The 26,091-nt window shown below is 62.1% G+C and carries 28 protein-coding genes; 9 read left to right on the top strand and 19 right to left on the bottom strand.

The features are described 5' to 3' along the window. Nucleotides 1-133: 133 nt before the first annotated feature. The 8 genes from J3P73_RS21055 to J3P73_RS21020 all read right to left on the bottom strand — a co-directional run bounded on the left by J3P73_RS21055 (nucleotide 134) and on the right by J3P73_RS21020 (nucleotide 7,092). Nucleotides 134-454: a hypothetical protein gene (locus tag J3P73_RS21055; protein ID WP_130656216.1), complete on the bottom strand. Its 321-nt coding sequence runs from the start codon at nucleotides 452-454 to the stop codon at nucleotides 134-136. 27 nt (nucleotides 455-481) lie between these two features. After that, nucleotides 482-853, bottom strand: coding sequence for an outer membrane lipoprotein Omp10 (gene omp10 / locus J3P73_RS21050; RefSeq protein ID WP_024322348.1), 372 nt, complete (start codon nucleotides 851-853; stop codon nucleotides 482-484). Nucleotides 854-1,024: 171 nt separating this feature from the next. Beyond that, nucleotides 1,025-2,476: a homospermidine synthase gene (locus J3P73_RS21045; protein ID WP_018072827.1), complete on the bottom strand. Its 1,452-nt coding sequence runs from the start codon at nucleotides 2,474-2,476 to the stop codon at nucleotides 1,025-1,027. 209 nt (nucleotides 2,477-2,685) lie between these two features. Beyond that, the gene (locus J3P73_RS21040; protein ID WP_130692710.1) at nucleotides 2,686-3,051 is read right to left on the bottom strand and encodes a nuclear transport factor 2 family protein; all 366 of its coding nucleotides are present in this window, start codon (nucleotides 3,049-3,051) and stop codon (nucleotides 2,686-2,688) included. Between the two features lie 17 nt (nucleotides 3,052-3,068). Beyond that, entirely contained in the window at nucleotides 3,069-3,353 is a 285-nt protein-coding gene (locus J3P73_RS21035) for a YciI family protein (protein WP_018481084.1), read from the bottom strand. Nucleotides 3,354-3,355: 2 nt separating this feature from the next. Beyond that, nucleotides 3,356-3,985 (bottom strand): aminotransferase class IV family protein, encoded by a 630-nt coding sequence (locus J3P73_RS21030; RefSeq protein ID WP_024322350.1) that lies wholly within the window; start codon nucleotides 3,983-3,985, stop codon nucleotides 3,356-3,358. Beyond that, nucleotides 3,982-5,142, bottom strand: coding sequence for an aminodeoxychorismate synthase component I (locus J3P73_RS21025; protein WP_024322351.1), 1,161 nt, complete (start codon nucleotides 5,140-5,142; stop codon nucleotides 3,982-3,984). Before J3P73_RS21025 ends, J3P73_RS21030 begins: the two co-directional genes overlap by 4 nt. Before the next feature lie 93 nt (nucleotides 5,143-5,235). Next, a complete protein-coding gene (locus J3P73_RS21020; protein ID WP_130692708.1) occupies nucleotides 5,236-7,092 on the bottom strand; it encodes a M3 family oligoendopeptidase in 1,857 nt (618 codons plus the stop codon). A gap of 311 nt (nucleotides 7,093-7,403) precedes the next feature. Here J3P73_RS21020 and J3P73_RS21015 point away from each other — a divergent pair, with 311 nt between their 5' ends. Continuing rightward, nucleotides 7,404-8,948 carry a sigma-54-dependent transcriptional regulator gene (locus tag J3P73_RS21015; protein WP_018495518.1) on the top strand — a complete coding sequence of 515 codons (1,545 nt, stop codon included), beginning with the start codon at nucleotides 7,404-7,406 and terminating at the stop codon, nucleotides 8,946-8,948. Between the two features lie 178 nt (nucleotides 8,949-9,126). After that, nucleotides 9,127-10,971, top strand: coding sequence for a peptidoglycan L,D-endopeptidase MepK (locus tag J3P73_RS21010; RefSeq protein WP_130675745.1), 1,845 nt, complete (start codon nucleotides 9,127-9,129; stop codon nucleotides 10,969-10,971). A 155-nt stretch (nucleotides 10,972-11,126) separates the two neighbouring features. Here J3P73_RS21010 and J3P73_RS21005 read toward each other — a convergent pair whose 3' ends face one another. The 3 genes from J3P73_RS21005 to J3P73_RS20995 all read right to left on the bottom strand — a co-directional run bounded on the left by J3P73_RS21005 (nucleotide 11,127) and on the right by J3P73_RS20995 (nucleotide 12,608). Continuing rightward, the gene (locus J3P73_RS21005; RefSeq protein ID WP_008533181.1) at nucleotides 11,127-11,390 is read right to left on the bottom strand and encodes a DUF2312 domain-containing protein; all 264 of its coding nucleotides are present in this window, start codon (nucleotides 11,388-11,390) and stop codon (nucleotides 11,127-11,129) included. Nucleotides 11,391-11,481: 91 nt separating this feature from the next. Next, nucleotides 11,482-11,787 carry a DUF1244 domain-containing protein gene (locus J3P73_RS21000; RefSeq protein WP_024322354.1) on the bottom strand — a complete coding sequence of 102 codons (306 nt, stop codon included), beginning with the start codon at nucleotides 11,785-11,787 and terminating at the stop codon, nucleotides 11,482-11,484. Between the two features lie 32 nt (nucleotides 11,788-11,819). After that, entirely contained in the window at nucleotides 11,820-12,608 is a 789-nt protein-coding gene (locus J3P73_RS20995; RefSeq protein WP_130656967.1) for an N-formylglutamate amidohydrolase, read from the bottom strand. 201 nt (nucleotides 12,609-12,809) lie between these two features. Here J3P73_RS20995 and J3P73_RS20990 point away from each other — a divergent pair, with 201 nt between their 5' ends. The 3 genes from J3P73_RS20990 to J3P73_RS20980 all read left to right on the top strand — a co-directional run bounded on the left by J3P73_RS20990 (nucleotide 12,810) and on the right by J3P73_RS20980 (nucleotide 15,508). Then, nucleotides 12,810-13,295: a DUF1036 domain-containing protein gene (locus J3P73_RS20990; RefSeq protein WP_017967841.1), complete on the top strand. Its 486-nt coding sequence runs from the start codon at nucleotides 12,810-12,812 to the stop codon at nucleotides 13,293-13,295. Beyond that, a complete protein-coding gene (gene pyk / locus J3P73_RS20985) occupies nucleotides 13,295-14,734 on the top strand; it encodes a pyruvate kinase (RefSeq protein ID WP_018072837.1) in 1,440 nt (479 codons plus the stop codon). The genes J3P73_RS20990 and pyk overlap by 1 nt, the downstream gene beginning before the upstream one ends. 138 nt (nucleotides 14,735-14,872) lie before the next feature. Beyond that, the gene (locus J3P73_RS20980) at nucleotides 14,873-15,508 is read left to right on the top strand and encodes a LysE family translocator (RefSeq protein WP_026170957.1); all 636 of its coding nucleotides are present in this window, start codon (nucleotides 14,873-14,875) and stop codon (nucleotides 15,506-15,508) included. Nucleotides 15,509-15,510: 2 nt separating this feature from the next. On the opposite strand, the gene J3P73_RS20975 is transcribed toward J3P73_RS20980, so the two are convergent. The 3 genes from J3P73_RS20975 to J3P73_RS20965 are packed head-to-tail and all read right to left on the bottom strand — an operon-like array spanning nucleotide 15,511 to nucleotide 16,885. Beyond that, a complete protein-coding gene (locus J3P73_RS20975; protein ID WP_075224394.1) occupies nucleotides 15,511-16,068 on the bottom strand; it encodes a DUF4865 family protein in 558 nt (185 codons plus the stop codon). 23 nt (nucleotides 16,069-16,091) lie between these two features. Beyond that, entirely contained in the window at nucleotides 16,092-16,469 is a 378-nt protein-coding gene (locus J3P73_RS20970) for a cupin domain-containing protein (RefSeq protein ID WP_130692706.1), read from the bottom strand. Next, nucleotides 16,466-16,885 carry a tautomerase family protein gene (locus tag J3P73_RS20965; RefSeq protein ID WP_024322359.1) on the bottom strand — a complete coding sequence of 140 codons (420 nt, stop codon included), beginning with the start codon at nucleotides 16,883-16,885 and terminating at the stop codon, nucleotides 16,466-16,468. The genes J3P73_RS20970 and J3P73_RS20965 overlap by 4 nt, the downstream gene beginning before the upstream one ends. 117 nt (nucleotides 16,886-17,002) lie before the next feature. Between J3P73_RS20965 and J3P73_RS20960 the strand changes: the two genes are divergently transcribed. Next, complete coding sequence (locus J3P73_RS20960; RefSeq protein WP_075224392.1) at nucleotides 17,003-17,899, top strand: LysR substrate-binding domain-containing protein; 897 nt, start codon at nucleotides 17,003-17,005, stop codon at nucleotides 17,897-17,899. Between the two features lie 230 nt (nucleotides 17,900-18,129). After that, the gene (locus J3P73_RS20955; protein ID WP_075224391.1) at nucleotides 18,130-18,936 is read left to right on the top strand and encodes a phytanoyl-CoA dioxygenase family protein; all 807 of its coding nucleotides are present in this window, start codon (nucleotides 18,130-18,132) and stop codon (nucleotides 18,934-18,936) included. 145 nt (nucleotides 18,937-19,081) lie between these two features. Here J3P73_RS20955 and J3P73_RS20950 read toward each other — a convergent pair whose 3' ends face one another. Beyond that, nucleotides 19,082-20,026: a GlxA family transcriptional regulator gene (locus J3P73_RS20950; protein WP_075224476.1), complete on the bottom strand. Its 945-nt coding sequence runs from the start codon at nucleotides 20,024-20,026 to the stop codon at nucleotides 19,082-19,084. A 127-nt stretch (nucleotides 20,027-20,153) separates the two neighbouring features. Here J3P73_RS20950 and J3P73_RS20945 point away from each other — a divergent pair, with 127 nt between their 5' ends. Then, nucleotides 20,154-20,951, top strand: coding sequence for an SDR family NAD(P)-dependent oxidoreductase (locus J3P73_RS20945; protein ID WP_130692704.1), 798 nt, complete (start codon nucleotides 20,154-20,156; stop codon nucleotides 20,949-20,951). A 66-nt stretch (nucleotides 20,952-21,017) separates the two neighbouring features. Here the strand turns inward: J3P73_RS20945 and J3P73_RS20940 are convergent, their stop codons facing one another. The 3 genes from J3P73_RS20940 to J3P73_RS20930 form a co-directional block, all read right to left on the bottom strand. Further along, entirely contained in the window at nucleotides 21,018-21,992 is a 975-nt protein-coding gene (locus tag J3P73_RS20940) for a threonine ammonia-lyase (protein WP_075224389.1), read from the bottom strand. 156 nt (nucleotides 21,993-22,148) lie between these two features. Beyond that, a complete protein-coding gene (ggt, locus tag J3P73_RS20935) occupies nucleotides 22,149-23,885 on the bottom strand; it encodes a gamma-glutamyltransferase (RefSeq protein ID WP_207579695.1) in 1,737 nt (578 codons plus the stop codon). A gap of 75 nt (nucleotides 23,886-23,960) precedes the next feature. Further along, a complete protein-coding gene (locus J3P73_RS20930) occupies nucleotides 23,961-24,815 on the bottom strand; it encodes a helix-turn-helix transcriptional regulator (RefSeq protein ID WP_130692702.1) in 855 nt (284 codons plus the stop codon). 116 nt (nucleotides 24,816-24,931) lie between these two features. Here J3P73_RS20930 and J3P73_RS20925 point away from each other — a divergent pair, with 116 nt between their 5' ends. Next, the gene (locus J3P73_RS20925) at nucleotides 24,932-25,648 is read left to right on the top strand and encodes an SDR family oxidoreductase (protein ID WP_130691242.1); all 717 of its coding nucleotides are present in this window, start codon (nucleotides 24,932-24,934) and stop codon (nucleotides 25,646-25,648) included. 69 nt (nucleotides 25,649-25,717) lie between these two features. Here the strand turns inward: J3P73_RS20925 and J3P73_RS20920 are convergent, their stop codons facing one another. After that, nucleotides 25,718-26,083 (bottom strand): winged helix-turn-helix transcriptional regulator, encoded by a 366-nt coding sequence (locus J3P73_RS20920; RefSeq protein ID WP_130692700.1) that lies wholly within the window; start codon nucleotides 26,081-26,083, stop codon nucleotides 25,718-25,720. Nucleotides 26,084-26,091 lie beyond the last annotated feature (8 nt).

The raw sequence follows: 26,091 nt of genomic DNA, 5'->3' as shown, positions 1-26,091 counted from the left end.
GCCGATCCCTTTCATCGTGCGCCGGGGCGGTTTCCCGGCCTGCGGATGTTCCATCAGACGATGCACGACCGCAAGAGAAAGCTGGGCCAGGCGGGACGCTTTCCAAGGGGGCAGGGCAAAAAAGCCGGGCTGCTTATCCCCGGCATTCGCCGTCGGCGGCGTTTCGGTAGAGTTCGTGCACGGCCTCTGCGATATTCGGGACCGTGGCGAGCGCGATGATCAAGCAGAGAAGGGAAACGAGGCGATGAAAGCGCCGGCCGGCCCGATAGGCAAGGAGGGCGCCTGCGCCATAGATCAGGACTGCCGGCACGGCGAAGATCAGCACCTGCAGCGGTCCGTCGCAATCGGGAGCGGCGATGCCCTGGGCACGATATTCGTTCGCCGGCGAAACGACCGCAATTGCCGCAAGCGGCATGGCGAGCAGCAGGACGAGGTATGAGGCGAAGGCCCGCATGCTGTGCTTAGCCTACCGCCTCATCTCTCAGCCGCGGCGGGAGAGCGTGAACTGTGAACCCGTTGCTGTCGTACAATTCAGCTGGGTTGATCCGATCAAAGCGCAATTAACAAGGGAACTTGTTCTTTTGATATTCGAGTACAGATTGATCTGAATAATTCCATCTGGGGCCGTTGTATATGTTCCCGACGCCATCTGAGTATTTGTTCCATCATTCGTGCGGGTTACAAACTGTCCGCTTGTGAAAGTAGACGTTAAGCCGTTGGCGTCTGCCCACGCGCCTTCAACTGAATTTGTAACGGGCGGCGCGACCGCGGCCAGTTGTCGCGGCTCTGATGAAACGCAGGCGGCAAGAGCGGCCGCTGCACCGACAAGAACGAGACCAGTTCTGATTTTCATAAGGCTTCTCCCGGCGAATCGGCGCGGCGGACGGCCGCCAAGTTCGGGCAAAACATGGCGCGCGCCCGGCATGAAGGCAAGCCTTGGTGGGGCGGCGGGCGGCATTTAGACAGCCGGCGTTACAAAAATGCCCGCCTTGCGGCGGGCATTGTCAAAGCCGTGCAGGCAATCTCAGCGAACCAGAATGTTTCTGAACTGCCACGGATCCTTGGTGTCGATATCCTCGGGGAAGAGGCCCGGACGGCCGTCGAGCGGGGTCCAGTCGGTGTAGTGACCCTCGACCGGGCCGAGATACGGCATCTGCACCTCGAGGCAGCGCTTGTAATCGATCTCGTCGGCTTCGACGATGCCGGCATTCGGGTTTTCCAGCGCCCAGACCATCCCGGCGAGGACGGCTGATGTGACCTGCAGGCCGGTGGCGTTCTGGTAGGGGGCGATGCGGCGGGTTTCTTCCAGCGACAGGCGCGAGCCATACCAGTAGGCATTCTTCTCGTGGCCGTAGAGCAGTACGCCGAGTTCGTCGATGCCGTCCTCCAGCTCGTCCTCGTCGAGAACGTGATGGACCGGCTGCGGCGTGCCGCCATTGCCGAACATTTCGTGTAGAGAGAGCACGGCGTCGTTGGCCGGATGGTAGGCATAGTGGCAGGTCGGGCGGAAAGTCACTTCGCCGTCCTTGTCGCGAACGGTGAAGAAATCGGCGATCGAGATCGACTCGTTGTGGGTGACGAGGAAGCCATATTGCGGGCCGGGCGTCGGGCACCAGGTGCGCACGCGGGTGTTGGCGCCCGGCTGCTCCAGGTAGATCGCCGCCTTGTTGCCCTTCTTGTGCTTCTTGGCGTTCTTCGGCATCCATTCTTCATGCGTGCCCCAGCCGAGTTCGGCAGGCTGCAAGCCTTCGGAGATGAAGCCTTCGACGGACCATGTGTTCCAGAAGACGTTGAGCGGCTTCGGATGCTTGGTGCGCTGGGTGTCGCGCTCGGCGATGTGGACGCCCTTGACGCCGAGCTTTTTCATGAGCTTTGCCCAGCCTTCGCGATCATGCTGGTCCGGTTCGTCGAATTTGAGGCCGGTGTCGTTGGCGAGGTTGACGAGCGCCTGCTTGACGAACCAGGAGACCATGCCGGGATTGGCGCCGCAGGTGGAGACGGCGGTGGCGCCACCCGGGTTCTTCGCCTTTTCCTTGCGCATGGTTTCGCGCAGCGCATAATTGGTGCGGTCGGCGTTGCTCATACCCTTGTCGAAATAGAAGCCGAGCCAGGGTTCGACGACGGTGTCGATATAGGGAACGTCGAGTTTGCGGCAGAGCTTGATGATGTCGAGCGAGGAGGTGTCGACCGAGAGGTTGACGCAGAAGCCCTGGCCTTCGCCTTCCGTCAGCAGCGGCTTCAGCAGTTCCTTGTAGTTGTCCTTGGTGACATGTTCCTTGACGTGACGAACGCCGTGCTTGCGCAGGATCTCCATGTCGGAGGGCTCTTCCCGCGGATCGATGACGACCATCCGGCTCTTGTCGAATTTGAAATGGCGCTCGATCAGGGGCAGGGTGCCGCGACCGATGGAGCCAAAGCCGATCATCACGATCGGACCGGTAATTTCGGCATATACCGGATAGTTTTGTTCCGTCATTCTTTTCTCCTGTGGAAGGCGACGAAGGCGTTCAGCCCGAAGAATTATTTTGAAATTGCCGCAGAGAGTGCGAAGTGACCGGCTCTAACCATAAAACGGCGTCACAATAAAGGGCGTTGACGGGGAAAGGTCAAATATCGGGCGGGCGAGAAAGCTTCGGCGCGAGAGGGGGGAGCCCGTCACCGGGGTGAGAGAGTCGGCTGCCCGCCTTAACCTATAACGGTGCCCTGGTGGAAAAGCATGCGCCAGTGCCCGTCATCCTCCAACCGCCAGATGGAACTACGCAGCGTTCGCCTTTCGCTTCCGTCAGGGTCGGTGTAGATGGCCCGATAGGTGACGAGCGCAATGTGTTCGGCGAGCCGCTGGGTTTCGAAATGCTCCCCGCGTGACGTACCCGTCCGTTTCTCGGCCAGGAGCGCTGGCACGATGACGTCGAAGATATAGAGCCGCCCGGAACTACCGATTTCGCGGAAATCGCGCGAGAGCAGCGCGGTCAGCATCTCCCGCGAGGCACGCACCGATGGTTCGAAGAGCTTTTCCTCGAGCTCTTTCAGATGGGCTGCGAGATCATCCATGATCGGCTCCTCTAAATTTAGCCCTTCAGGATTTCCAGTCCTTCGACCGCCGTCGTGACGGCAAGCTCGGTGATTTCGTATTCGGCAACGCTATGGATGGTGAAGGGATCGGCGGCGACATAGGCCTCGATTGCGGCGCGCTCGCCGATTGCGAGGATGACGCCGCCGGTACGCGGCACCTTGCGGCCGGAAGCCAGAAACCAGCCCTTGGCATAACCCTCTTTCACCCAGGCCATGTGTGGCTCCATGTGCCTGTCGGCTTCATCGTTGGGTTTCACATAGGTGAGGGAGAGAATGAACATGGTCAGCTCCTGACGAGGTTTGCGCGGATCAGGCCGCGCAGCGAGTTGCCGATATAAAACGTGCCGGCATCGAGATCGGCAAGCGTGATGCGGCCGACACGGGCCTGGCGCCGGCAGATGAGCTCGGTCCGCAGCACGCCGGCAAGCAGGCCGCAGGAGATGGGCGGGGTGCGGAGGATACCGGTTCCATCGTCCAGGAAGATCGAGGTGATGGTGCCCTCGCAGACTTCGCTGCGTTCGTTCAAAAGGATGACTTCATCGGCCTCATCAGGCCTGTATTCGGCGCGTGCGGCCTCGTAGACGGCACGGCGCGTGGTCTTGACGCGGAGCAGCGTGTCGGCGGAATCGAGGCGAGTCTCGGCGAAACGGACGGTCCAGACCGTGTCCGGTGCCAACGGAACGAAGGCGGCACTCGTTATTTCGATATGGCCTTGCGCGTCGAAGGTCAGGCGGATGCGGCGCGGACCGACGGCATCTGCAGCGGCTGCTTCGAGCTTCGCTGCCGCGGCGGTCGGCTGCGGGAATCCAAGGCGACGGGCGGAGCGGGAAAGCCGGGCGAGATGCAGCCGCAGCCGGATGAAGCCCTCGCCAGGCTGCCAGCGCAGCGTCTCGATCAGCGAAAAATCGATCATCGCGCAATCCATTGGTCGCCGACAGCGAAGCGGGCCTTGAGCAGGCATTCCTCATATTCGGCCTCGGCGGTCGAATCGAAGACGATGCCGCCGCCGACATTGAAGACGGCCCTGCCGCCCTCAAAAAGCGTGATGGTGCGGATGGCGACGGAGAAACGCATGGCGCCGGTGGGCGAGATCATGCCGATCGCGCCGCAATAGGCGTCGCGCGGGGCATCCTCGAGCGCATGGAGGAGTTCCATTGCCCGCATCTTTGGCGCGCCGGTGATCGAACCGCAGGGGAAGAGTGCGGAGAAGATGTCGCGGATCGAAAGATCGGGGCGGAGCCTTGCCTGGACATGGCTCACCATCTGGTGGACGGTCGGATAGGTCTCGATGTCGAAGAGCTTCGGGACGTCGAGCGTGCCGACCTCGGTGATGCGGGAGATATCGTTGCGCAGCAGATCGACGATCATGCGGTTTTCCGCCTGCGTCTTGATATCGCTGCGCATCGCCTCGATGATCTCGGCATCCTCGGCGGCAGTCGTGCCGCGTTTTGCCGTGCCCTTCATCGGATGGGTCTCGATCCAGCCCTGTTCATCGGTGCGGAAGAAAAGTTCGGGCGAACGCGAAAGGATAATTGGGCCGCCGAGATCGACCAGTGCGCCGTATTTAACCGGCTGGCGTTCGATCAGCGACCAGAAGGCGGCACGGGGATCGCCGTTCCAGCGGGCCTCGACCGGCATGGTGAGGTTCGCCTGATAGGCGTCGCCGAGCCGTAGGTGCTTGTGGAGGCGGTCGAAGCGCTCCTTATATATAGGGAAATCCCAGGCGGCTTTCGGAGCGGTGAGGAATTCCTCGTTTTCGAGGCGCTGTTTTGGCTGGGCAAGCGGATGCGTATCCGGCTGCGGAGCGTCGAAGACGCCGAAACAGATGAGCGGGGTGTCGCGATGTTCCCTGGCGAAGGGAGCGAGTTTTTCCTCGAAGAGGTATCCGGCCTCATAGGCCATGTAGCCGGCAAGCCATTTGCCTGCGGCCTTGGCCTGCTCCATCCGGGCAAGGCCTGCAAAGAACTCGGCGCGCGTCCTGGCAACGATGATCTCTGCCGGCTCGGCAAAGAGCATCACCTGTCCGGTCACGTCGTCGCGGAAGAGAATAGTGGGTTGGGTTTCGGCCATCGGCGGCGTCTTTTCTTGGAGCGCGATCCTTCATCCGCCTGCCGGCACCTCTTCTCGCATGCGGGAAGAGGTTTGGCGTGGGGACAGGGCTGATCAGGCCGCTCTATCTAACGCTTCCAGCTCATCGATCAGCCCTTCGATCATCGACAGGCCCTGGCTCCAGAACGACGGATCGGTGGCGTCGAGGCCGAAAGGCTTCAGCAGTTCCGAGTGATGCTTGGTGCCGCCGGCCCTCAGCAGTTCGAAATACTTCTCCTGGAAGCCCTTCTCGGCTTTCTGGTAGACGGCATAGAGCGAATTTACCAGGCAATCGCCGAAGGCATAGGCGTAGACATAAAAGGGCGAGTGGATGAAATGGGGGATATAAGCCCAGTAGGTCTCGTATCCCTCGGAAATGCTGATCGCCGGCCCGAGGCTTTCCGACTGGACGGAGAGCCAGAGTTCGCCGATGTCGTCGGCCGTCAGTTCACCTGATTTGCGGGCGGTGTGGAGCTTGCGCTCGAATTCATAGAAGGCGATCTGGCGCACGACCGTGTTGATCATGTCCTCGACCTTCTGGGCAAGCATCGCCTTGCGCTCGCGTTTGTCGGTGGTCTTTTCCAGCAGCGCGCGGAAGGTCAGCATCTCGCCGAAGACAGAAGCGGTTTCGGCAAGCGTCAGCGGCGTCTGGCACATCAGTGCCCCTTGTGCGCCGGCGAGAACCTGATGCACACCGTGCCCGAGTTCATGGGCAAGCGTCATCACGTCGCGCGGCTTGCCCATGTAATTGACGAGCACATAGGGATGGGCCGAGGGAACCGTCGGATGGGCGAAGGCGCCTGGCGCCTTGCCGGGACGGACCGGGGCATCGATCCATTGTTCGTCGAAGAAGCGCCTGGCTATATCCGCCATCTCCGGGGCAAAATTGCCATAGGCCGACAGCACCGTATCCTTCGCCTCCGGCCAGGAGATGATGGCGCTGGAGGTTTCCGGAAGGGGCGCGTTGCGGTCCCAGAAATTCATCTGCTCCATACCGAGCCATTTCGCCTTCATCTTGTAATAGCGATGCGAAAGGCGGGGATAGGCTTCGCGGACGGCCGCGGCCAGCGCATCGACGACCTCGCGCTCGACACGGTTTGCCAGGTGGCGGCTGTCGGCGATGTCCTCGAAGCCGCGCCAGCGGTCGGCGATCTCCTTGTCCTTGGCAAGGGTGTTGGTGATCAGCGTGAAGGTGCGGATATTCGCCTTGAAGGTTTCAGCGAGCGCCATGGCCGCCTTGCGTCGCGCCTCAGGATCCTTTTCCTGCAGCCTGTTCAGCGCCACTTCGAGCGGCACTTTCTCGCCATCGATGTCGTAGCGAAGTTCCGCCATGGTTTCGTCGAAGAGGCGGTTGAAGGCGGCGGCCGATGTCATCGACTTCTCGAGGAAGAGCTGTTCCAGCCTGTCGTCGAGCTGGTAGGGCTTGTCCTTCCTGAGGTCGAGCAGCCAAGGACGATAGTGCCCAGCGGCGGGATCATTCGCGATGCAGGCGTCTATCACCGCGTCGTCGATGCGATTCAGTTCCAGCGCGAAAAACAGGAGATGGCCGGAAAATTCGGTAATCTTGGCCTGTACGTCGCCATAGAGCTTGCCGTTTGTCGGGTTGGTGGTGTCGGAGAAATAGGTGAGGCCGGCAAAGGAGCCGAGGCGGCCGATGATGTCGTCCAGCGCCTCATATTCCTTCAGGGCCGCGCCGATGCCCTCAGCGTCGGTCTTCGCTGCCGCCTCCGTGAGTTTGCCCTTCCACTTTTCTTCAAAGGCGATTGCGGCCTTGCCGGCCTTTTCCATGTCGGCGACAAAGGCGGTGGAGGTAGCGGAGGGATAAAGATCCTGCAGCTTCCAGACCGGCAGATCGCCGAGCGCCGGGTCGGCGGCCCCAGCTGGCACTGCTGGAGATAAAAGAAGGCCGGCGTGCGGGAGCTTGATTTTCATGGACGCAATTCCTCTCCACTTTCATAACAGGTCTGATTGTCTACCGCATCGGCCCGAAAATCGGAATCGATTTTCGGAAAGCACGATGCGTCGATTCAAAGTGTTACAGCGTCCTTTGCGCGTCTGAAAAGACGCGCGGCGCTGTAAGCGCGCTAACGCCTCGCATCAAGGGGCTTTCGGCGCATGAAACGCGTCGCTTCGGCACCAAAATGACCCGTTCCAATCGTTAAAATGCAATTGTTTCTCAAAACTGGATGTTCAAGCCTTCCTGTCAGAGTGCGCTTTATGGTTTCGCATGAAGTGAGGCGACAATGACCGGTTACAATGAGCTCAAGGGAGCAGGGCAAATCCTCGTGGTCGAAGACGACCCCGTGCAGCGCCGTCTGCTCAAGAACGCAATCGAGCGTCACGGCCATGTCGTGCACCAGGCGGAAAACGGCCGCATCGGCCTGGAAATGGTCAAACGCGACAGCGGCCTTTTCAACGTCATCGTACTCGACCTGATGATGCCGGAGATGACCGGCCTCGAATTCCTCGATGCGCTTCACGAATTCGGCACGCAGATCCCCGTCATTGTGCAGACGGGGCAGGGCGGCATTGAAACGGTGGTGCAGGCAATGCGCGCCGGCGCCTTCGATTTCGTCGTCAAGCCGGTCTCGCCCGAACGCATCGCCACTTCGATCTCGAACGCGATGAAGCTCGACCAGCGCGAGGTCAAGGCGCGAGCCGGACGCCGGTCGCGCTCAGGTTCGGTCGGCTTCGACGATATCGTCTCGGCAAGCCCGGCGATGCTCCGCGTCATCGATCTCGCCCAGCGGGCGGCTCAGTCCAACATTCCCGTCGTGCTCGAAGGCGAATCCGGCGTCGGCAAGGAGCTGGTGGCGCGTGCCATCCAATCCGGCGGCGACCGCTCGAACAAGCCCTTCGTCACCGTCAATTGCGGGGCGATCCCGCATAATCTGGTCGAGAGCATTCTCTTCGGTCACGAGAAGGGCGCGTTTACCGGCGCGACCGAGCGCCACATCGGCAAATTCATGGAAGCCGATGGCGGCACCATCTTCCTCGACGAGATCGGCGACCTGCCGCTCGAAGTGCAAGTAAAGCTCTTGCGTGCCGTGCAGCAGGGCGAGATCGAGACCGTCGGTGCGCGCACCGCGCACAAGGTCAATGTCCGACTGATCTCGGCGACCAACAAGGATCTGATCGAGGAGGTCAAGAACGGCCATTTCCGCGAGGATCTCTATTATCGCCTCAACGTCTTCCCGATCACCATTCCGGCGCTGCGCAAACGCAAAGAAGACATTCCGAATCTGGTGCGCGTCTTTGCCGAGCGCTTCTCCAGCGAGCAGAAGAGTGGTCGCCGCATGACGGTGAATGCCGGCACGCTGGCGTTGCTGACCGCCTATGACTGGCCGGGCAATATCCGCCAGCTTGAAAACGCGATCTTCCGCGCGGTCGTTCTGGCCGAAGGGCCCGAGCTGACCGAAGCGGATTTCCCGCAGATCGCCGCCCAGCTTCCGGAATACGATGTGGTGGATCACCTGGCGCTCGTTGCCGACAATACCGGCCTCGATCCCGACGATAGCTATGGCGAGGACTTCAGGGCGTCGATGTCGGGAGAGGTGCACCACCGCCTGTCCGAGGTTTCGGAAAACGCGATCGCCAGCGTCAATCCTGCCGGAGACGTGCGCAGGCTTGCCGATGTCGAGGAGGAACTCATCCGATTCGCGCTCAAATTCTATCGTGGACAGATGAGTCAAGTAGCGCGCAAGCTCGGTATCGGCCGGTCCACACTTTATCGCAAGCTCAAGGACTACGGCATAGACCCTGACAATCCCCAGAAAGATGCGGCTTAAACGCTTTTCGTTAAGATTAAGGCAACCACGTTTTGTTACTAGTCATAAACCACTTGTTAGTGGCGCGTTCACTATGTAAAGAAAAGGTTGATCATGTGTGGCATTTTTGCCATCGTGTGACCGCATTTGACAGTCATCTGAGACAGTACGGGACATTGTCTGTCTGACGGGGATCGAGTTGCCGAATCTGAATGGGAATTCCAAGCCTTCGCGCTTGAGCTGGCGTTTGTTGTGCGCCGACATCTGCGGAAAGGCAATAAGGACGGTAGCGGCCGCCCTTCTTGCGCTCGCGGTTTCCTCACCGGTATTCGTTAGTACGCCTTCGCAGGCAGCGGGCGACACCCGCAGCCTCAAGCTCTATTTCATTCATACCGGCGAAAAAGCCGTCATCACCTACAAGCGTAATGGCAAGTTCGACCCCAAGGGTCTGGAGCAGCTGAATCGCTTCCTGCGCGACTGGCGCAAGAACCAGCCGACGAAAATGGACCCGCGGCTGTTCGACCTGATCTGGGAAGTCTATCGCCAGAGCGGTTCGAGGGACTACATCAACGTCGTCTGCGGTTTCCGTTCGCCGGGAACCAACGAGATGCTGCGTGGCCGCTCGCGCAATTCCGGTGTCGCCGAAAAGAGCCAGCATATGCTCGGCAAGGCGATGGACTTCTTCATTCCCGACGTCAAGCTGGCGACGCTGCGCGGCATCGGCATGAAGATGCAGGTCGGCGGCGTCGGCTTCTATCCGAAGTCGGGCTCGCCCTTCGTGCACATGGATGTCGGCGGCGTTCGCGCCTGGCCGCGCATGAGCCGCGACGAGCTGGTTCGGCTCTTCCCGAACGGCAATACCATCCATATTCCGGCCGACGGCAAGCCGCTGCCGGGCTACCAGCAGGCGATGGCCGACTATAAGCGCCGCGTCAGCGGCACGCAGATCCAGATCGCCAGCGCTTCCGAATCGGCGCCGAAGCACAAGACGCTGTTTGCCGCGCTCTTTGGCGGCGGAGCCGACGAGCAGGAGGACGAGACGGACGATTCCACCCCTGTTGCCGTTGCCAAGGCGACGCCGCCGAAGGCCGAGCCTGCTCCTGTCGAGCCGCAGCAGACCGAAGTCGCGGATGTGAACGCGCCGGTGCCGCAGGTTCGCCCGGCGTTCAGCAACCAGCCCGCCGGCAGCGAAGTGGCGAGCGCGCTCGTAGCGCCGCCTTCGGGTAATGCCGCACAGCAGGCTCTTGCGGCCGCCCTTCCGGTCGATCAGGCCCAGCCGCAGCAGTTCGCCGACCTCAGTGCCTACAGCATTCCGGTTCCCTCGCTTCTCGGCCAGCGCCGCGCGCCTGGTGACGCCGAGGTCGCGTCGACCGATCCCATGCTGACGGGCGCAAATGGGCTGCCGGTTCCGACGCCGGTCGAACGCCCTGCCGTTGCCGAGAACCTACTTGCCGCGGCCGATGCCGATCCGGAGGCAGAAGCCGACGAAGCCGATCAGGACGCGCTGTCTCCTGCCCTGGCCGATGCACTCGACCAGCAGCGGAACGAGGGGGAAAGCCAGATCGCGTCGAAGGCGCCGCCGCAGACGGTTGAGCAGGCGATCAACGCAGCGATGACTCAAAAGGCGCCTGCCGCAAAGCCACCGCTCGAACTCGCAGCATTGGCGCCGATGACCAAATCGGCAAGCTTTGGCGATAGTTTCGACGAACCGGCCGCCGAAAGCGCCGTGGCGCAGGGTCTTCCTGCCAAGGGTGGTCGCCCGACGCAGAAGGAAGCCGCCGCAGCGGATGCCAGCCGCACGACGGTGCGCACCGAGCCGAAGCTGACGGAAAAGATGATCTCGCAGTGGGCGCTCACCAATGCCCGCCTGGAAATGGCCTCCAAGCAGGTCAAGGCGCCGCGGTTCGTCAGCCAGACGATGCGCGCCCAGCCGTCCGCCGTCTATGCCGAGGGCTTCAACGTCAAGACCGCTTCGGTCGACCCGGCCCGCTTCAGCGGCACGGCTGTGAATTTCATGGAAGTGCGCAAGTTCAACACGAACTGAGCCTGCCGATTATGGAAATATCGAAAACCGCCGGAGCGATCCGGCGGTTTTTCATTTTGCTATTTCGATGGAGCACGTGGCTGTTCCGCCTTGCGCGCAAAAGAAAAGCCGCCGGAAGGCCCCGGCGGCTTATCGATATCGGCGATGTGGGCGGATCAGCCTTCCGGCGGCGCCTCGATCATGCCGAGCGCGTGCAGGTAGGTATCGAGGATTGCTTCCTCCTCCATGCGCTCCTGCTCGTCCTTCTTGCGCAGCGCCACGACCTTTTTCAGGATCTTGGTATCGAAGCCCATTCCCTTGGCTTCGCCATAGACGTCCTTGATGTCGTCGGCGATGGTCTTCTTTTCTTCTTCCAGCCGTTCAATGCGCTCGATGAAAGCGCGAAGCTGATCGCGGGCGACGCCATGAGCATCAGACATCGTGTTCTCCTGGTTTTTCGGTGATCGATTTTGGATGCCAGTGACTGCCGCGAAGCGGCGTCACGGTCAAGCCTGTTCGCGGTCAGCCAAGCTATTTGTGTGGGTTGTTCAGTTCAAAAGCAGCTTTTTGCACAGGCGAGGCCTCGTTCTGGTGAAGATTTTTCCAGTCCTCATAGGGCATGCCATAGACCATCTCGCGCGATTCGTCCCTGGTAACCGCGACACCTTCGGCCTCGGCGGCTTCGCGATACCAGTTCGACAGGCAGTTGCGGCAGAAGCCGGCCAGATTCATCAGATCGATGTTCTGAACGTCGCTGCGTTCGCGAAGATGTGCGACGAGGCGGCGAAAGGCGGCGGCCTCGAATTCGGTCTGTTGTTCCTTGTTGAGCGCGGTCATCTCGCTTCCTTTCGTTAAGTGGGGCCTTTCGTTCAATAGGGGCCGGTGCGTGACAGGTGAACGTCGTATTCGTGCAAGGCGGGATTGGCATTCATCGCCGCAAAGATCGGCGCCAGGCGTTCGGCCCATGCCGATATGCCGGTCTGGTCTCCGATCAGATCCTGGCGCACTTCGAGCAGTGCATGCGGAATGCCTGTGATCATGCAATGGCGGTACATGGTATCGCCCTTCAGCGCGCCGTCATAGGGTTCGTTGTCGCCAACGGCGAGATCGGGATCGGCGCGCAGCATGTCAAGCAGCGGGCCGACAGCGCGATGGTCGCTGTCCCAGAGGACGGCAGCGTGCCAGGGACGGGGAATGCCTTTCCAGGCCGGCGTGAAGGAGTGCAGCGACAGCACCAGCGGTGCCCTGCCAGTGGCAATCGCCACGCTGTCGATCGTTGTGGCCACGGCATGGTGATAGGGGCGATGGAAGGTTTCGACGCGGTAGTCCCACTCCTGCGGCGTAATTGGATGGTTGCCTGATATGACGGCGCCGTCGGAGATCTTCATGATCAGCGTCGGATCGTCTTCGCCGCGGTTCGGGTCGATCAGCAGGCGCGAAAAGCCGCCGAGCACGGCGGGAACGCCCAGCCTTGCCGAGAGCTGCCGCGTCAGGCCCTCGATGCCGATGTCATAGGCGATGTGGCGGGCGAAGGCCGCGTCGGGAAGTCCCAGCCGGCCATATCGCGCGGGAAGGCGGTTCATCGCGTGATCTGCGAGGATCACCATGCCTTTGTCATGTTTGCCGGATAGGATTTCGAAGGATTGGAAGTCGTCCATCAGGGAATTGCCGTTTGTCATTGCGCCGTCGGGGGCAGTGATCGCATGCGCCTGCGGCGGGTTCAAGCGCGGCAGGCGGGGAGAGGTTGAGCCGGACCCTCGACAGGTGGTTATGAAAGGAAATATAATCGATTAGCATTGCGTTGACTTTCGCTTGACGGCGGCGCAAGAAGACACGGATACGAATAACCGTGGAGCTATTTGGGAGCCGTGTTGATCCAAGCCGCGCCAAGTTTCCTCACGCGGTCCGGGCCGCTGGTCCGTCTCGCTCTGTTCGCTCTTGCAGCCGCCATGCCGTTTTTCATCGCAGATGCCGCACGCGCCGATTTTCGCGTCTGCAACGGAACACAGAATCTCGTCGGCGTCGCGATCGGATACCGGGCCAAGGATGGCTGGGTGACGGAGGGCTGGTGGCAGGTGCCGGCAACGACCTGCGCCACGCTGATCGAGGGAGAATTGCAGTCGCGTTATTATTACCTCTACGCAGAGGACGCCGCCCGGGGAGGACGATGGACGGGTGACGTGCAGATGTGCGTGGCGGAAAACGAATTCAAGATCACGGGTGTGCAGGATTGTTATGCCCGCGGTTACCAGAAGATGGGATTCAAGGAATATGATACGGGCCGCCAGGGTAGCTGGATGGTTCAGCTCTCCGACACCCCAGGGACGCAAGAAAGCCAGAATTGATGAAGCGTAATCGCAAAATTAAAATCCTCGCCACCCTCGGGCCAGCCTCCGCCGAGGAATCGATGATCGAGAAGCTGCATCAGGCTGGTGCCGATGTCTTCCGCATCAATATGAGCCATGCGAGCCACGACGTGATGCGGACGCTTATCCAGCGCATCCGCTCGGTCGAGGCGCGTTCCGGCCGGCCGATCGGCATTCTCGCCGACCTCCAGGGACCGAAACTGCGTGTCGGCAAGTTCGTCGACAGCAAGGTGGACCTGAAGCCCGGCCAGACCTTCACGCTCGACAACAACGAAGCGCTCGGCGACCAGAACCGCGTCTATCTGCCGCATCCCGAGATCCTGGAATCGGTGCAGCCCGGCCACCGCCTGCTGATTGACGACGGCAAGCTCGCCTTGCGCGCAGAAAAATGCGACGGCAAGAGCATCGTCACCACAGTTATTTCGGGCACGCGCATCTCCGACCGCAAGGGTGTCAGCCTTCCCGATACGCTGCTCGGCGTCGGCGCTCTGACGGACAAGGACCGTGCCGACCTCGATGCCGTGCTCGCCACCGACGATGTCGACTGGGTGGCGCTTTCCTTCGTCCAGCGTCCCGACGACCTTGCCGAAGTGCGCAAGATCGCCCGTGGCCGTGTCGGGTTGATGTCGAAGATCGAAAAGCCGCAGGCTCTCGAGCGCATCGAGGAAATCATCGAGCTCTCCGACGCATTGATGGTCGCCCGCGGCGATCTCGGCGTCGAAATGCCGCTCGAATCGGTTCCCGGCATCCAGAAGCAGCTGATCCGCGCCTGCCGCCGTTCGGGCAAGCCGGTGGTCGTTGCCACGCAGATGCTGGAATCGATGATCTCAGCGCCGGTGCCGACACGCGCCGAAGTTTCCGACGTCGCGACCGCCGTCTTCGAAGGTGCGGATGCCGTCATGCTCTCGGCCGAGTCGGCCTCGGGCGACTATCCCGTCGAAGCCGTCGCGACGATGGCGTCGATTGCCACTGCCATCGAGCGCGAGCCGCATTATCCCGGCATCATCTATGCCCAGCGTGCCCAACCGGAAGCGACCGGTGCCGATGCGATCTCGCTTGCCGCCCGCCAGATTGCCGAGACGCTGAAGCTGTCGGCGATCGTCTGTTACACCTCGTCGGGCACGACAGGCCTCCGCGCCTCGCGCGAGCGTCCGCAGGTACCGATCCTGGCGCTGTCGCCGATCATCAAGACGGCACGCCGCCTTGCCATCGTCTGGGGCCTGCATTGCGTTGTCACCCATGACGCGACCGATCTCGACGACATGGTCAACCGCGCCTGCCGCATCGTCGCGGACGAAGGCTTCGGCAAGCCGGGCGATCGCATCATCATCTCGGCCGGCGTGCCGCTCGGCACGCCCGGCGCCACCAACATGATCCGCATTGCCTATATCGGCTCGGACGGCCAGAGCGGCGTCTGATCCAACCGCATGCCTTCGAAAGCCCGCTGCCTGGAGAGGCGGCGGGCTTCTTCGTTGACGGACGGCATTGCCAAGCTTGGCGGCGCGTGCAAGTTTCGGTCGCTGGAGCAGGACATGCTCTGGGTTCGGAGGAGCATCATGGATATCGTCACGCTTCTGGCTTTTGCAGCCGTTTCCTTTGTCGGCATCGCGACGCCGGGGCCAACGGTGCTGCTGGCGCTGACCAACGGTTCTCGGCATGGCCTGCGCCGGGCAGTTGCCGGCATGATCGGCGCGGTGCTGTCCGATTTCGTGCTGATCGGCGCCGTCGCGATCGGGCTCGGTGCGCTGCTCGCCGCATCGGAATTCTGGTTCTCGATGCTGAAATGGGCGGGTGCCGCATATCTCGCGTTTCTCGGTATCATGCTGCTGCGCTCGAAGGGCACGATCGATGCGGCGTTGAAGTCCGGGGCGGCTGCGGGTGCGACATCGCCCTTCTCGATCGGACTGAAGAGCTTCATGGTCGCGGCGACCAATCCGAAGGGTTATCTGTTCTTCTCGGCTTTCCTGCCCCAGTTCATCCACCCGACCATGCCGCAGGCGACGCAATATATGCTGCTCGCCCTTGTCTTTGCCGCGCTCGATTTCCTCATCATGTTCGGCTACGCCTTCTTCGGCTCGCAGGCGGTGCGTTTCCTGAAAACCTCAGGCGCCATGTGGCTGGAGCGAGCCTGCGGTGGCGCGCTGCTGGCGCTTGCCGGCTCGCTGGCCTTCTATCGCCGGGCAACCGTCTGAGTTCAGGGTTGAGGCAGGGATAGGTGGCCGACGCGATAGGCCTGGGTGTGCTCGCCGATCTCGGGAATCTCTCGCCATAACCTGAAGCGTACCCTCGTCCAGCTCGTCGGTTCGAAGCCGGAAACGGAGGCGAGTGCGCCGCCTGTCGTCAGGTCTGCTTCGGCCGCCGCGCTTTCGGCGCGGCGAATATCGCCGAGCGGCGCGTAGGGCTGCGTCTGCAGGATATCGCGTGTGGCGAACCTGGCCGAGGCGATATCGCGCGAGATTTCTGCCTGCCAGACGATCCAGGTCCTCACCTGCGGCCAGCCGAAGGCGCCGGTCAGCGTCTCAAAGCCCGGACCGCAGAGGAAGTCGCTTGCCCCTTGCGGCCTCTGCCAGAGATAGAAGGGCGCATAGAGATTGTCGTGGCTGCCGAACTCTCCCTTGCGGGCGCTGAGATAGGCTTTGAAACCGAGATTGGGAAAGCCGTCGAGCAGCGGACCTTTGTCGCGGATGCGGCGGTCGATGACCGACATGTCGTAATCGGCGGGCAGGGCGAAGCTGTACTGCATGGTGATCATGACTGTCCCTCCACCGGCTGCAGTCATTCGACGATGCTGCCGTTTTCCACCGATTGAATACTGATATAGCTGAAGGGGCTGTCACCGGCCGCGCCATGCCAGTGGCGCTCGCCGGGCGCAAACCAGACGGCATCGCCGGCACGCAATGTTTCGACCGGGCCGCCCTCGTTTTGCGCCAGCCCGTAGCCCGAAAGTACATAGAGCAGTTGGCCTCTGGGATGCGTGTGCCAGCGGGTGATGGTGCCGGGTTCGAGCGTGGCGCGCATTGCGGTGTTCTCGCCATCGGCGCCGCCTTCGAGCAACATCTCGACCCAGAAAGGCGAAGTTGCGACGCCCTCAGGCGAGCGGATTGCCCTGCCGGGGCGCTTGACAGTCATGGTCTTCGGGTTCGAAGCGCTCATTGTCGGCCTCCGACCGCACGAAGCCGCCAGTCTGCGTCGGTCATCTGGGCAATACCATTGCCGAAGGACCAGTCTTCCGGTGCGCTGGTGCTGATGACGATCATCACGTCCTCGGGCCGGAGGCCCGGCGATTGCGCCAGGAGATCGGCGAGCCGCCGATAGAGCGCTGCCTTCATCTCGCCGGTGCGAGGCCTGCCGATCGTGATCGAGATATAGACGAAATCGTCGGAGCGCGGGCCGGCAAGATAGCTGCGGTCGAAGATCAGCTCGTTCCCGTCATGCTGGTGGATGGTCTGGAAGCGGTCGTTTTCGGGCACGTCGAAGGTCTCGACCAGGGCGCGCTGGATGTTATCGGCCAGCGCCGCGAGGTAGTCCGGCGATTTGCCTTTGCGAAGGGAAATGCGAACGAAGGGCATCGGGATCTCCATGGTTCAGGCCGTCCGTCGGCCTTGACAGCAGAACCATCGCACGGCACGATGATACCGAAAATCAGAATTTTCTGGATTAATGATCCTGAAAAATGGGATTATAGAATGCGACGGACGATCTTTGATCTCGAGGTGCTTCGAACCTTTTCGACCGGCATGGAACTCGGCAATTTCGCCAAGGCGGCCGAGCGGCTCGGGCGCTCGACCTCGGCAGTGAGTGCGCAGCTGAAGAAGCTGGAGGAACAGGCGGGTACGCCGATTTTCCGCAAGGTGGGTCGCGGGCTGGCGCTGACCGATGCCGGCGAGACGATGCTCGGTTATGCCAGGCGACTGCTGGAGCTCAACGACGAGGCGGCTGCGGCCGTGCACAGCGTCGAGCTGGAAGGCTGGGTGCGGCTCGGCCTGCAGGAGGACTTCGGCGAGACCCTGCTGCCTGATGTGCTCGGCCGCTTTGCGCGTGCCCATCCGAAGGTCCGGATCGAAGCGCGGGTGGTGCGCAATGCCGAGCTGCTTGAGCGCGTCACATCGGGCAAGCTCGATCTGGCGCTTGCATGGAGCGATGGCACGCTGACGGCGCATTGCGAGAGGATCGGCGAAGTGCCGATGCGCTGGATCGGACCTTCCGAGGGGCCGCCGGGCTGGCAAGCCGCAAGCGGCGAGCCGATGCCCCTCGCTTCGCTGGAGGCGCCATGCCTGCTGCGCAGCGCGGCGACCAAGGCGCTGGATGAGGCGGGCATTTCCTGGCGGCTCGCCTTCGTCAGTCCGAGCCTCGGCGGTCTCTGGGCCGCGACGGCGGCGGGCCTCGGCCTCACCATCCGCACGCCGATCGGCCTGCCGGCGAAGGTCCGGCCGCTGGCGCCGGGGACAATCGGCCTGCCTGATTTGCCGAAGCTCGGCCTGGTCCTGCATCGGGCGGAAGCCGAACCGCAACCGGCTGCGGCGCGGCTTGCCGAACTCGTGCTTCAGTCGGTGCATGGTGCGCTGCGCGAGGTGGTGGCCTGACATCTCGGCATTGACCCCTCGGGTGCAAGCCTGTAGCCTCGAACCGCTATGAAGACGTTCATCCTCAATATCGCTTCGGTCTTCTTCTTGAGCCTCTAAGGCTCTGCCTTCGGGCATCAGAAGATGCGGCCGCTGCCCAGCCTTTGCGGCTGGCGCGTTGCCGTGGACCGTAACGACCCTGCGTCTGGCCAAGGACAGAGCCGGCAGGATTGGCGATAGAGAGATATGTCATGACATCAGATGTTTATCCGGCGGCGCTGCGTGCCGCGCAGATCGAGCAATTCATCGAGGACGGTTTCGTCAGGATCGACGACGCTTTTCCCCGCGCATTGGCCGGGGAAGCTCGTGCCATCATGTGGCGCGACATTCCCTTCGATGCGGATGATCCAAGGACGTGGACGCAGCCAGTCGTGCGGCTTGCCGGCTATGGCGGCGGGCCGTTCGAGAAAGCCGTCAACACGCCGGTATTGCATTCGGCCTTTGATCAGCTCGTCGGCAAGGGGCGCTGGGAGCCGCGCAATGGACTTGGCAGTTTCCCGGTCCGCTTTCCCCATCCCGATGATCCCGGGGATGCCGGTTGGCATGTCGACCTCAGCTATCCCGGCGCGGATTCCAATCCGAATGAGCAGCGGGACTTTTCCGCCTGGCGGGTGAACATCACCTCTCGCGGGCGGGCGCTGCTGATGCTCTTCCTGTTCTCGGATGTCGGGGAGGAGGATGCACCGACCCGTATCCGCGTCGGCTCGCATCAGGATATCGCACGCCTTCTGGCGCCGGCGGGCGAAGCGGGGATGGGCCACCTTTGGCTGGAGCATGTCGGGGAAGAGCGGCCGCTGGCGTTGGCGACAGGCCCGGCGGGCACAGTCTATCTATGCCATCCATTCCTCATCCATGCAGCGCAGATGCATCGCGGCAAGGAGCCGCGTTTCATGGCGCAGCCCGGCCTTGCGCCTTCCGAACCTCTTCGGCTTGAACGGCAGGACGGCGCCTATTCGCCGGTCGAGATCGCAATCCGCCGGGCGCTTCAGGAGGGTTAACGAGAACAGGATGCATCCTGCCGCCTACAGCGTCCTTTGCGCGTCTTTTCAGACGCGCAAAGGACGCTGTAGCACTTTGATTTGCTGCATAATTTTATCCTTAAATCGATTCCGATTTAAGGAATTATGCAGTAGGCAGGGTGCATCACATTTGCAATTCCTGTAGGGCTGCGCGCCGGATTGCCTGCGGCGGCTGGCCGAAGGCGCGCAGGAAGGCGCGGCGCATGCGCTCGCGATCGGCAAAACCGGTTTCGCGGGCAACGACATCGATCGGGTGGCGGCCCTGCTCCATCATCAGGCGGGCCGCTTCCAGCCGCAGGTTCTCGACGGCCTTGGCCGGCGATTGCCCGGTTTCGGCGCGGAAGGCGCGGCTGAACTGGCGGGGGCTGAGATGGGCGGCTTCCGCCAGCTCCTCCACCGAAAGCGCCGATTTCAGATTGCTGCGGGCGTGGGCGAGCGCATTCTGGATGCGGTCGGATTTGGGCTCCAGTTCCAGAAGGGCGGAAAATTGCGACTGGCCGCCGGCGCGGCGATGATAGACGACGAGCGTGCGGGAAACCGCGCGTGCCACATCGAAACCGTGATCCTTCTCGACCATCGCCAAAGCCAGATCGAGACCGGCCGTCATGCCGGCGGACGTCCAGACGGAACCGTCGATGATGAAGATCCGGTCCTCTTCTATCTTTATCTTGGGATAGCGGCTTTGCAGCTCGCGGGAGACATACCAGTGCGTCGTCGCGCGGCGGCCGTCGAGGATGCCCGCTTCGGCAAGAAAGAAGGCGCCGGTGCAGATCGACGCCAGGCGACGTGTGACGGGCAGGGCGGCGCGAACGAAGTCGGTTTCCGCCGCATTCGGCAGTCTGATACCGGGCGCTCCCGCCACGATCAGCGTGTCGAGGGCCGGGTCCCCAAAGGCCTCCGTCTCCATCACCATGCCAAGCGAATTGGCAATCGGCCCGCCGTGTTCGGAGAGATAGCGGACCTCGTAAACCTTTTCCTCGAGTTCGATATTGGCGAACTCGAAGGCCGAGACGGCAGCGAGGCTCATGATCTGGAAGCCGGGATAGAGAAGAAAGCCGATTTGCTGCATGACCATCGCGTCCTGAAAAGAGGATGTCCTTAAAGGTGGTATATATGACATTTAGGACATTCGCAATCGGGCGTAAGACTCTCCTCAAGCGCAAGGCATCGGGCCGGCGCATGCAAGGAGACAGATTATGACACAGGAACATAAGGGCACGGCGCTGGTAACCGGCGCATCCTCGGGCATCGGCGCAATTTATGCTCACAGGCTGGCAAAGCAGGGCTACGACCTCATCATCGTCGCCCGCAACGGCGATCGGCTGAAGGCGTTGGCAAGCCGGCTGACTGATGAGACAGGACGGACGGTCGAGACCGTCGTTGCCGATCTCGGCGACAGGGCAGACCTTGCCCGCATCGAAGGCATGCTGAAGGAAGACCGGAGCATCACGCTTCTCGTCAATAATGCCGGCGTCGGCGGAACGGCACCGCTGCTTGCCGCCGATGTCGACAAGATGCAAGAGATGATCGAGCTAAACGTCACAGCACTGATGCGGCTGACCTATGCCGCCGTTCCCGGCTTCGTCACGCGTGGCGGCGGCACGATCATCAATATTGCGTCCATTGCCGCGATCGCGCCGGAGCTCCTGAACGGCGTCTATGGCGGTACGAAAGCCTTCGTGCTCGCCTTCAGCCAGTCGGTGAAGCATGAGCTGGCGGAGAAGAACATCCGCATTCAGGCCGTGCTGCCTGGCGCCACTGCGACGGAATTCAGGGACATCGCCGGCACGCCGGTCGAGCATCTGCCGAATGAGATCGTGATGTCGGCGGAAAACATGGTCGATGCGTCGCTTGCAGGCCTCGAGCAGGGCGAGTTCGCGACGATTCCGTCGCTCGAAGATGCCGGCCAGCTTGCAGCTTACGAGCAGGCGCGCCAGGCACTGATGCCGAACCTATCTCGCACCGCGCCGGCGAAACGCTACAAGATCGCATAACGATCACAGATAGAAACCATCCGCGGCTCTGCTGCGGATGGTCGATGGCGTTCAATTGAACGATTTTCAGCTGAACCGTTCCAAAGCCATGGCGAAGATATCGGAATCGACATTGCCGCCCGAGGTGACGGCGATGACCGTGTCGCTTTCCAGGGCGTCGCCATGGAAGAGGGCGGCGGCGAGCGCCACCGCGCCGCCGGGCTCGACGACGATCTTCAACCGCGAGAAGGCGAGTGCCATGGCGCGCAGCGCCTCCTCGTCGGTGACGACGATGCCGGCGCCGGCGAGGCGCTTGAGGATCGGGAAGGTGATGTTACCCGGCTGCGGCGTAACGATCGCATCGCAGATCGAGCCCGATACCGCCGCGTTGCGTTCGATCCTGCCGGAGGCGAGCGAGCGGGCGGTGTCGTCGAAATCCCTGGGCTCGCAGGGACGCACGCGAAAGCCGGGAGAACTGGCTTCAAGGGCGAGCGCGATGCCGGAGGTCAATCCGCCGCCGCCGCACGGAACCAGGACTTCAGCTGATGTCACGCCTTCCTCTCCAGCCTGCTCGGAGATTTCAAGACCGGTCGTGCCCTGACCGGCGATGACAAGCGGTTCGTCGAAGGGCTTGATCAGCGTCAGGCCACGCTCGGCCGAAAGTCTCGCGCCGATCTCGTCGCGATCCTCGTTGACGCGGTCGTAAAGCACCACTTCGGCGCCGAAGGCGCGGGTGTTGGCGATCTTCAGCTTCGGCGCATCGCGCGGCATGATGATGACGGAGGGGACATTGTGCAGCTTGGCCGCAAGCGCAACACCCTGGGCGTGGTTGCCAGAGGAGAAGGCGATGACACCTTTGGAGCGCACGGCCAGATCGAGGCCGGAGACGGCCGACCAGCCGCCACGAAACTTGAACGAGCCGGAATGCTGCAGACATTCCGCCTTCACGAACAGGCGCCGGCCGGCGATCTCATTGAGGAAAGGGGAGGAGAGAAGCGGCGTACGCCTGATATGACCGCGCAGACGGGCGCGGGCTGCGACAATCATTTCAATGCTAGCCATTCGGGAATCTTTCTGCTTGCGGGTTCGCCCATGCATAGGGCGAGGCAAGCCAATTGTGAACGGCGACTTTGTCACGGTGACATGAATGGTGCCACCGCTGCTTCTTGAGCCGCGGTTGCGTTTCTACCGACTGTTTGACCAGGCGATCCCGAAGCGTCAGTAGCCGCTTGCCGAACCTTCCGCTGCGCGGCTGTCCATGGCGCCGTTGTAGCGGGCGCCGCCGCCTTTTTCGATGGCAGCAAGGCTTTTGCCGCCGACGAGGATGCCGGCGGCCTGGCCCCATTGCGGTGCATCATTGCCTCCATCGAAGCTGTAGCCCATAGCGGCGAGCGTCTTTTCCGTATCCGGCGAAAGTGCATAGGGTTCGAGAAAGACCTTGTCGGGCTGCCATTGGTGGTGGAGACGCGGGGCGTTGACCGCCTGGCTGATATCCATGCCGAAATCGACGACGTTGAGGATCGCCTCCAGCGTGATGGTGATGATGCGCGAGCCGCCGGGGCTGCCGATCACCATGAAGGGCTTACCGTCCCGGGTGACGATAGTCGGGCTCATTGAAGAGAGCGGCGTCTTCTTCGGGACAATCGCATTCGCCTCGCCCTGCACCAATCCGTAGAGGTTCGGCACGCCGGGCTTGGAGGTGAAATCATCCATCTCGTTGTTGAGCAGGACACCCGTGCCGGGTGCCACGACGCCGGCGCCGAAAGAGCCGTTCAGCGTATAGGTGACGGCAACCGCATTGCCCTCGTCGTCGATGATCGAATAATGCGTCGTCTCGGTGCTTTCCTTGCCGCCGAGCGGCTTCAGATTCGCCGAGGCGCCGGCCTTGTAGGGGTCGATCTTGGCGGCAATTTCCGAGGCATATTTCTTGTCGAGCAGTTTCTCGACCGGGTTCTCGACGAAATCGGGATCGCCGAGTGCCGCGTTGCGGTCGACATAGGCGTAGCGCATCGCCTCGACCATGATGTGCACCGTTTCGGCCGAGTTATAGCCGAGATAGGAGAGCGGGTAGCCTTCCAGAACGTTGAGGATCTCGCAGATGATGACGCCGCCGGAGGAGGGCGGAGGCGAGGAGATGATGTCGTAGCCGCGGTAATTGCACTCGATCGGCTTCAACTCGCGCACGGCATATTGCTCGAAATCTTCCTTGGCGAGGATGCCGCCCTTGGCCTGGCTCGCCTTGACGATCGCCTCGGCGGGCGCTGACTTATAAAAGGCGTCGGGGCCTTTTTCGGAGATGGCTTTCAGGACTACGGCAAGGTCCGGCTGCTGGAGTTTTTCGCCCGATGCATAGGGTTTGCCATCCGGTTTCAGGAAGATTTTCGCTGCCGCCTCATCCTTGGCGAGGCGCTTGGCGCCGCCGGCAAAGCTTGCGGCATCGCCCTGTTCCAGCGTGAAGCCCTCCTTGGCGAAGCGGAGCGCCGGTGCGATCAGTTCCTGGCGCGGTTTGGTGCCGTATTTCTCGCGTGCGGTCTCGAAGCCCATCACGGAGCCCGGCACGCCGACGGCGAGATAACCGTCGAGGCTGGCGCGCGGCACGACATCGCCCTTGGCATCGAGATACATGGTTTTTGTCGCGGCAAGCGGCGCGCGTTCGCGGAAATCGAGGAAGGTCTTCGTGCCGTCCTTCAGGCGGATGGTCATGAAGCCGCCGCCGCCGAGATTGCCGGCCGCGGGATAGACGACCGCCAGCGCATAACCGACGGCGACCGCCGCATCGACGGCATTGCCGCCGCTCTTCAGCACCTCGACGCCGACATCGGTCGCCAGATGCTGGGCGGTGACGACCATGCCGTGCTCGGCTTCGACGGGTGCAGGCGAGGCGGCGAAAGCCGAGGTCAGGCTCAGCGCGAGTGCTGATATGACGGAGATCGTCCCGATATGCAGGCGGCCCATGATTTCCCCTCCTATGGACAATGATGGAAAAACATATGGGACTGCGGCAGCCCGAGGCAATGCAAGGGGTCGGCTTTATGTGAGGAGCTCGGCGAGTTTCCTGTTGGTGTCGTCGTCATCGAGCGGGGTATAGACGATAAGCTTCATCTCCGGCCGGTTTGTCAGCGTCAGGCCGGTATGTTCGAAGGACATGCGGCCCTTGACGGGATGGTCGATGCGCTTGATGCCGGACAGCGGACTGATGACCTCGTGGCGCTGCCACCAGTCGCGAAATTCGTCGCTTGCCTGCTTCAGCAGCGCGATCAGCCGTTCGAAATCCGGATCGCCGGCATAACGCGCGCTGTCGGCGCGGAACATTGCCAGCGAGACGCGGGCAACCGATTCCCAATCGACGAGCAGCCGGCGATGCGCCGGGTCGGCGAAGAGACGATGCATGATGTTGCGTTCGTCGCGGTCGAGCGTGTCGTAACCACCGAACAGCATGTCGGCGGCGCGGTTCCAGGCGAGCACGTCCCACCGGCGGCCGAGCACATAGGCCGGTTGGTGGGTCAGGTTGGCGAGCATGCGTTGCAGCGGCTCGTCGACGCATTCGGGTGCGGACGATACAGCCTGCGGCACATGGCGATTGTTGAGGGTGAAGAGATGCCGGCGTTCGGCCTCGTCGAGGCGCAGTGCATCGGCAAGGGCGTTGAGCACCTGTGCGGAGGGCCTGATGTCGCGGCCCTGTTCCAGCCATGTGTACCAAGTGGTGCCGACGCCGGCGAGCATGGCGAGCTCCTCGCGCCGGAGACCCGGCGTGCGCCGACGAAAACCCTCCGGCAAGCCCACCTCGGACGGCGTCAGCCGCTCGCGGCGAGAGCGCAGAAAGGCTGCGAATTCACGGCGGCGGGCTTCGAATGTGTCGGCTCTCTGGTCCATGGCGGCGATCATATCAGTATCGATACCAGGATAAAACTGGAACTGTTTGCCGTTTCCAGGCCGCGCATGATGCCGGCGCCGCGGGTGGTTGAAACGCCCGCGGATTGATCAATTCAAGGAGCAGCATCATGTCTTTGCAGCATGTGGTCGTCATCGGCGGTTCTTCCGGCATCGGCCTCGCCACGGCAAAATCACTTTTGAAACAGGGATATACGGTCACCATTGTGGGCCGCGACGGCGAAAAGCTTGCGGCGGCGAAGGCCTCGCTCGATGGCGATCTGCGTAGCCTCGTGCTTGATGCGACGGTGCTTTCCCGCCTCGGGGAGGCTTTTGCCGGGATCGGCGCATTCGGCCATCTCGTGCTGGCGATGGGCAGCGGTCACGGCGCCGGACCTTTTGCGACGCTCGACATGACGGATCTGCTTGCCGGTTTCCAGACCAAGCTCATTCCGCATGCCGCGGCTGCCCAGGCGGCTCTACCGCTGCTGCAGCCGGGCGGCAGCATCACCTTCGTTTCGGCGGTCAGCGCGCAGGCTGCGATGCCTGGCACGGCTGGGCTTGCGGCCGTCAATGCCGGCATTGAGGCGATGGTGCCGGTGCTTGCCGCCGAATTGAAGCCGCTGCGCGTCAACGGCGTTTCCCCTGGGGTCGTCGATACGCCGTGGTGGAGTTTCCTGCCGCCCGAGCAGCGCGGCAGCGTCTTTGCGGATTTCGCCGGCCGCACGCCGGTCGGCCGTGTCGGCAGACCGGAGGATATTGCAGAGGCGATTGTCTTCCTGATCGGAAACGGCTTCATGAGCGGCCATGTCGTCACCTGCGACGGCGGTGTGCGTCTCAGCGCCTAGAGCATGCCACCGAAAAGTGTGAGTGGTTTTCGGACAACATCATGATTTAACTATTTAATTCAACAGAATTCAAACGGTCCCGCCGATGGTTGCGTCGGCGGGAAATGCCATGCCGGAGAGATCACGGTCCTTAAGTGCCGCCCATTTCAGCAGCGCATCGAGCGCCGGGCAGAGCGCCTGGCCCCAATCGGTCAGACAATATTCGACTTTGGGCGGCACCTGATGATGAACGATACGGCGGACGATGCCGTCCGCCTCCATCTGCCGGAGCTGCTGGATCAGCATCTTCTGCGAAATGGCCGGAATGGCGCGTTCTAGTTCGGAGAAGCGCAGGGTCTTGCCGCCGAAGAGGTGGAAGAGAATGATCAGCTTCCAGCGTCCCTCCAGAATTTTCAGCACGTTTTCGACGCCGGTCGCGGCGGAATAGGGTGTCATCTGACCGC

Origin of the sequence: Rhizobium ruizarguesonis (assembly GCF_017357285.1) — a bacterium.
In the GTDB taxonomy this organism is placed as follows: domain Bacteria; phylum Pseudomonadota; class Alphaproteobacteria; order Rhizobiales; family Rhizobiaceae; genus Rhizobium; species Rhizobium ruizarguesonis.
Note: the sequence above shows the minus strand (reverse complement) of the source record. Positions and strands in the feature narration are given on the sequence as shown.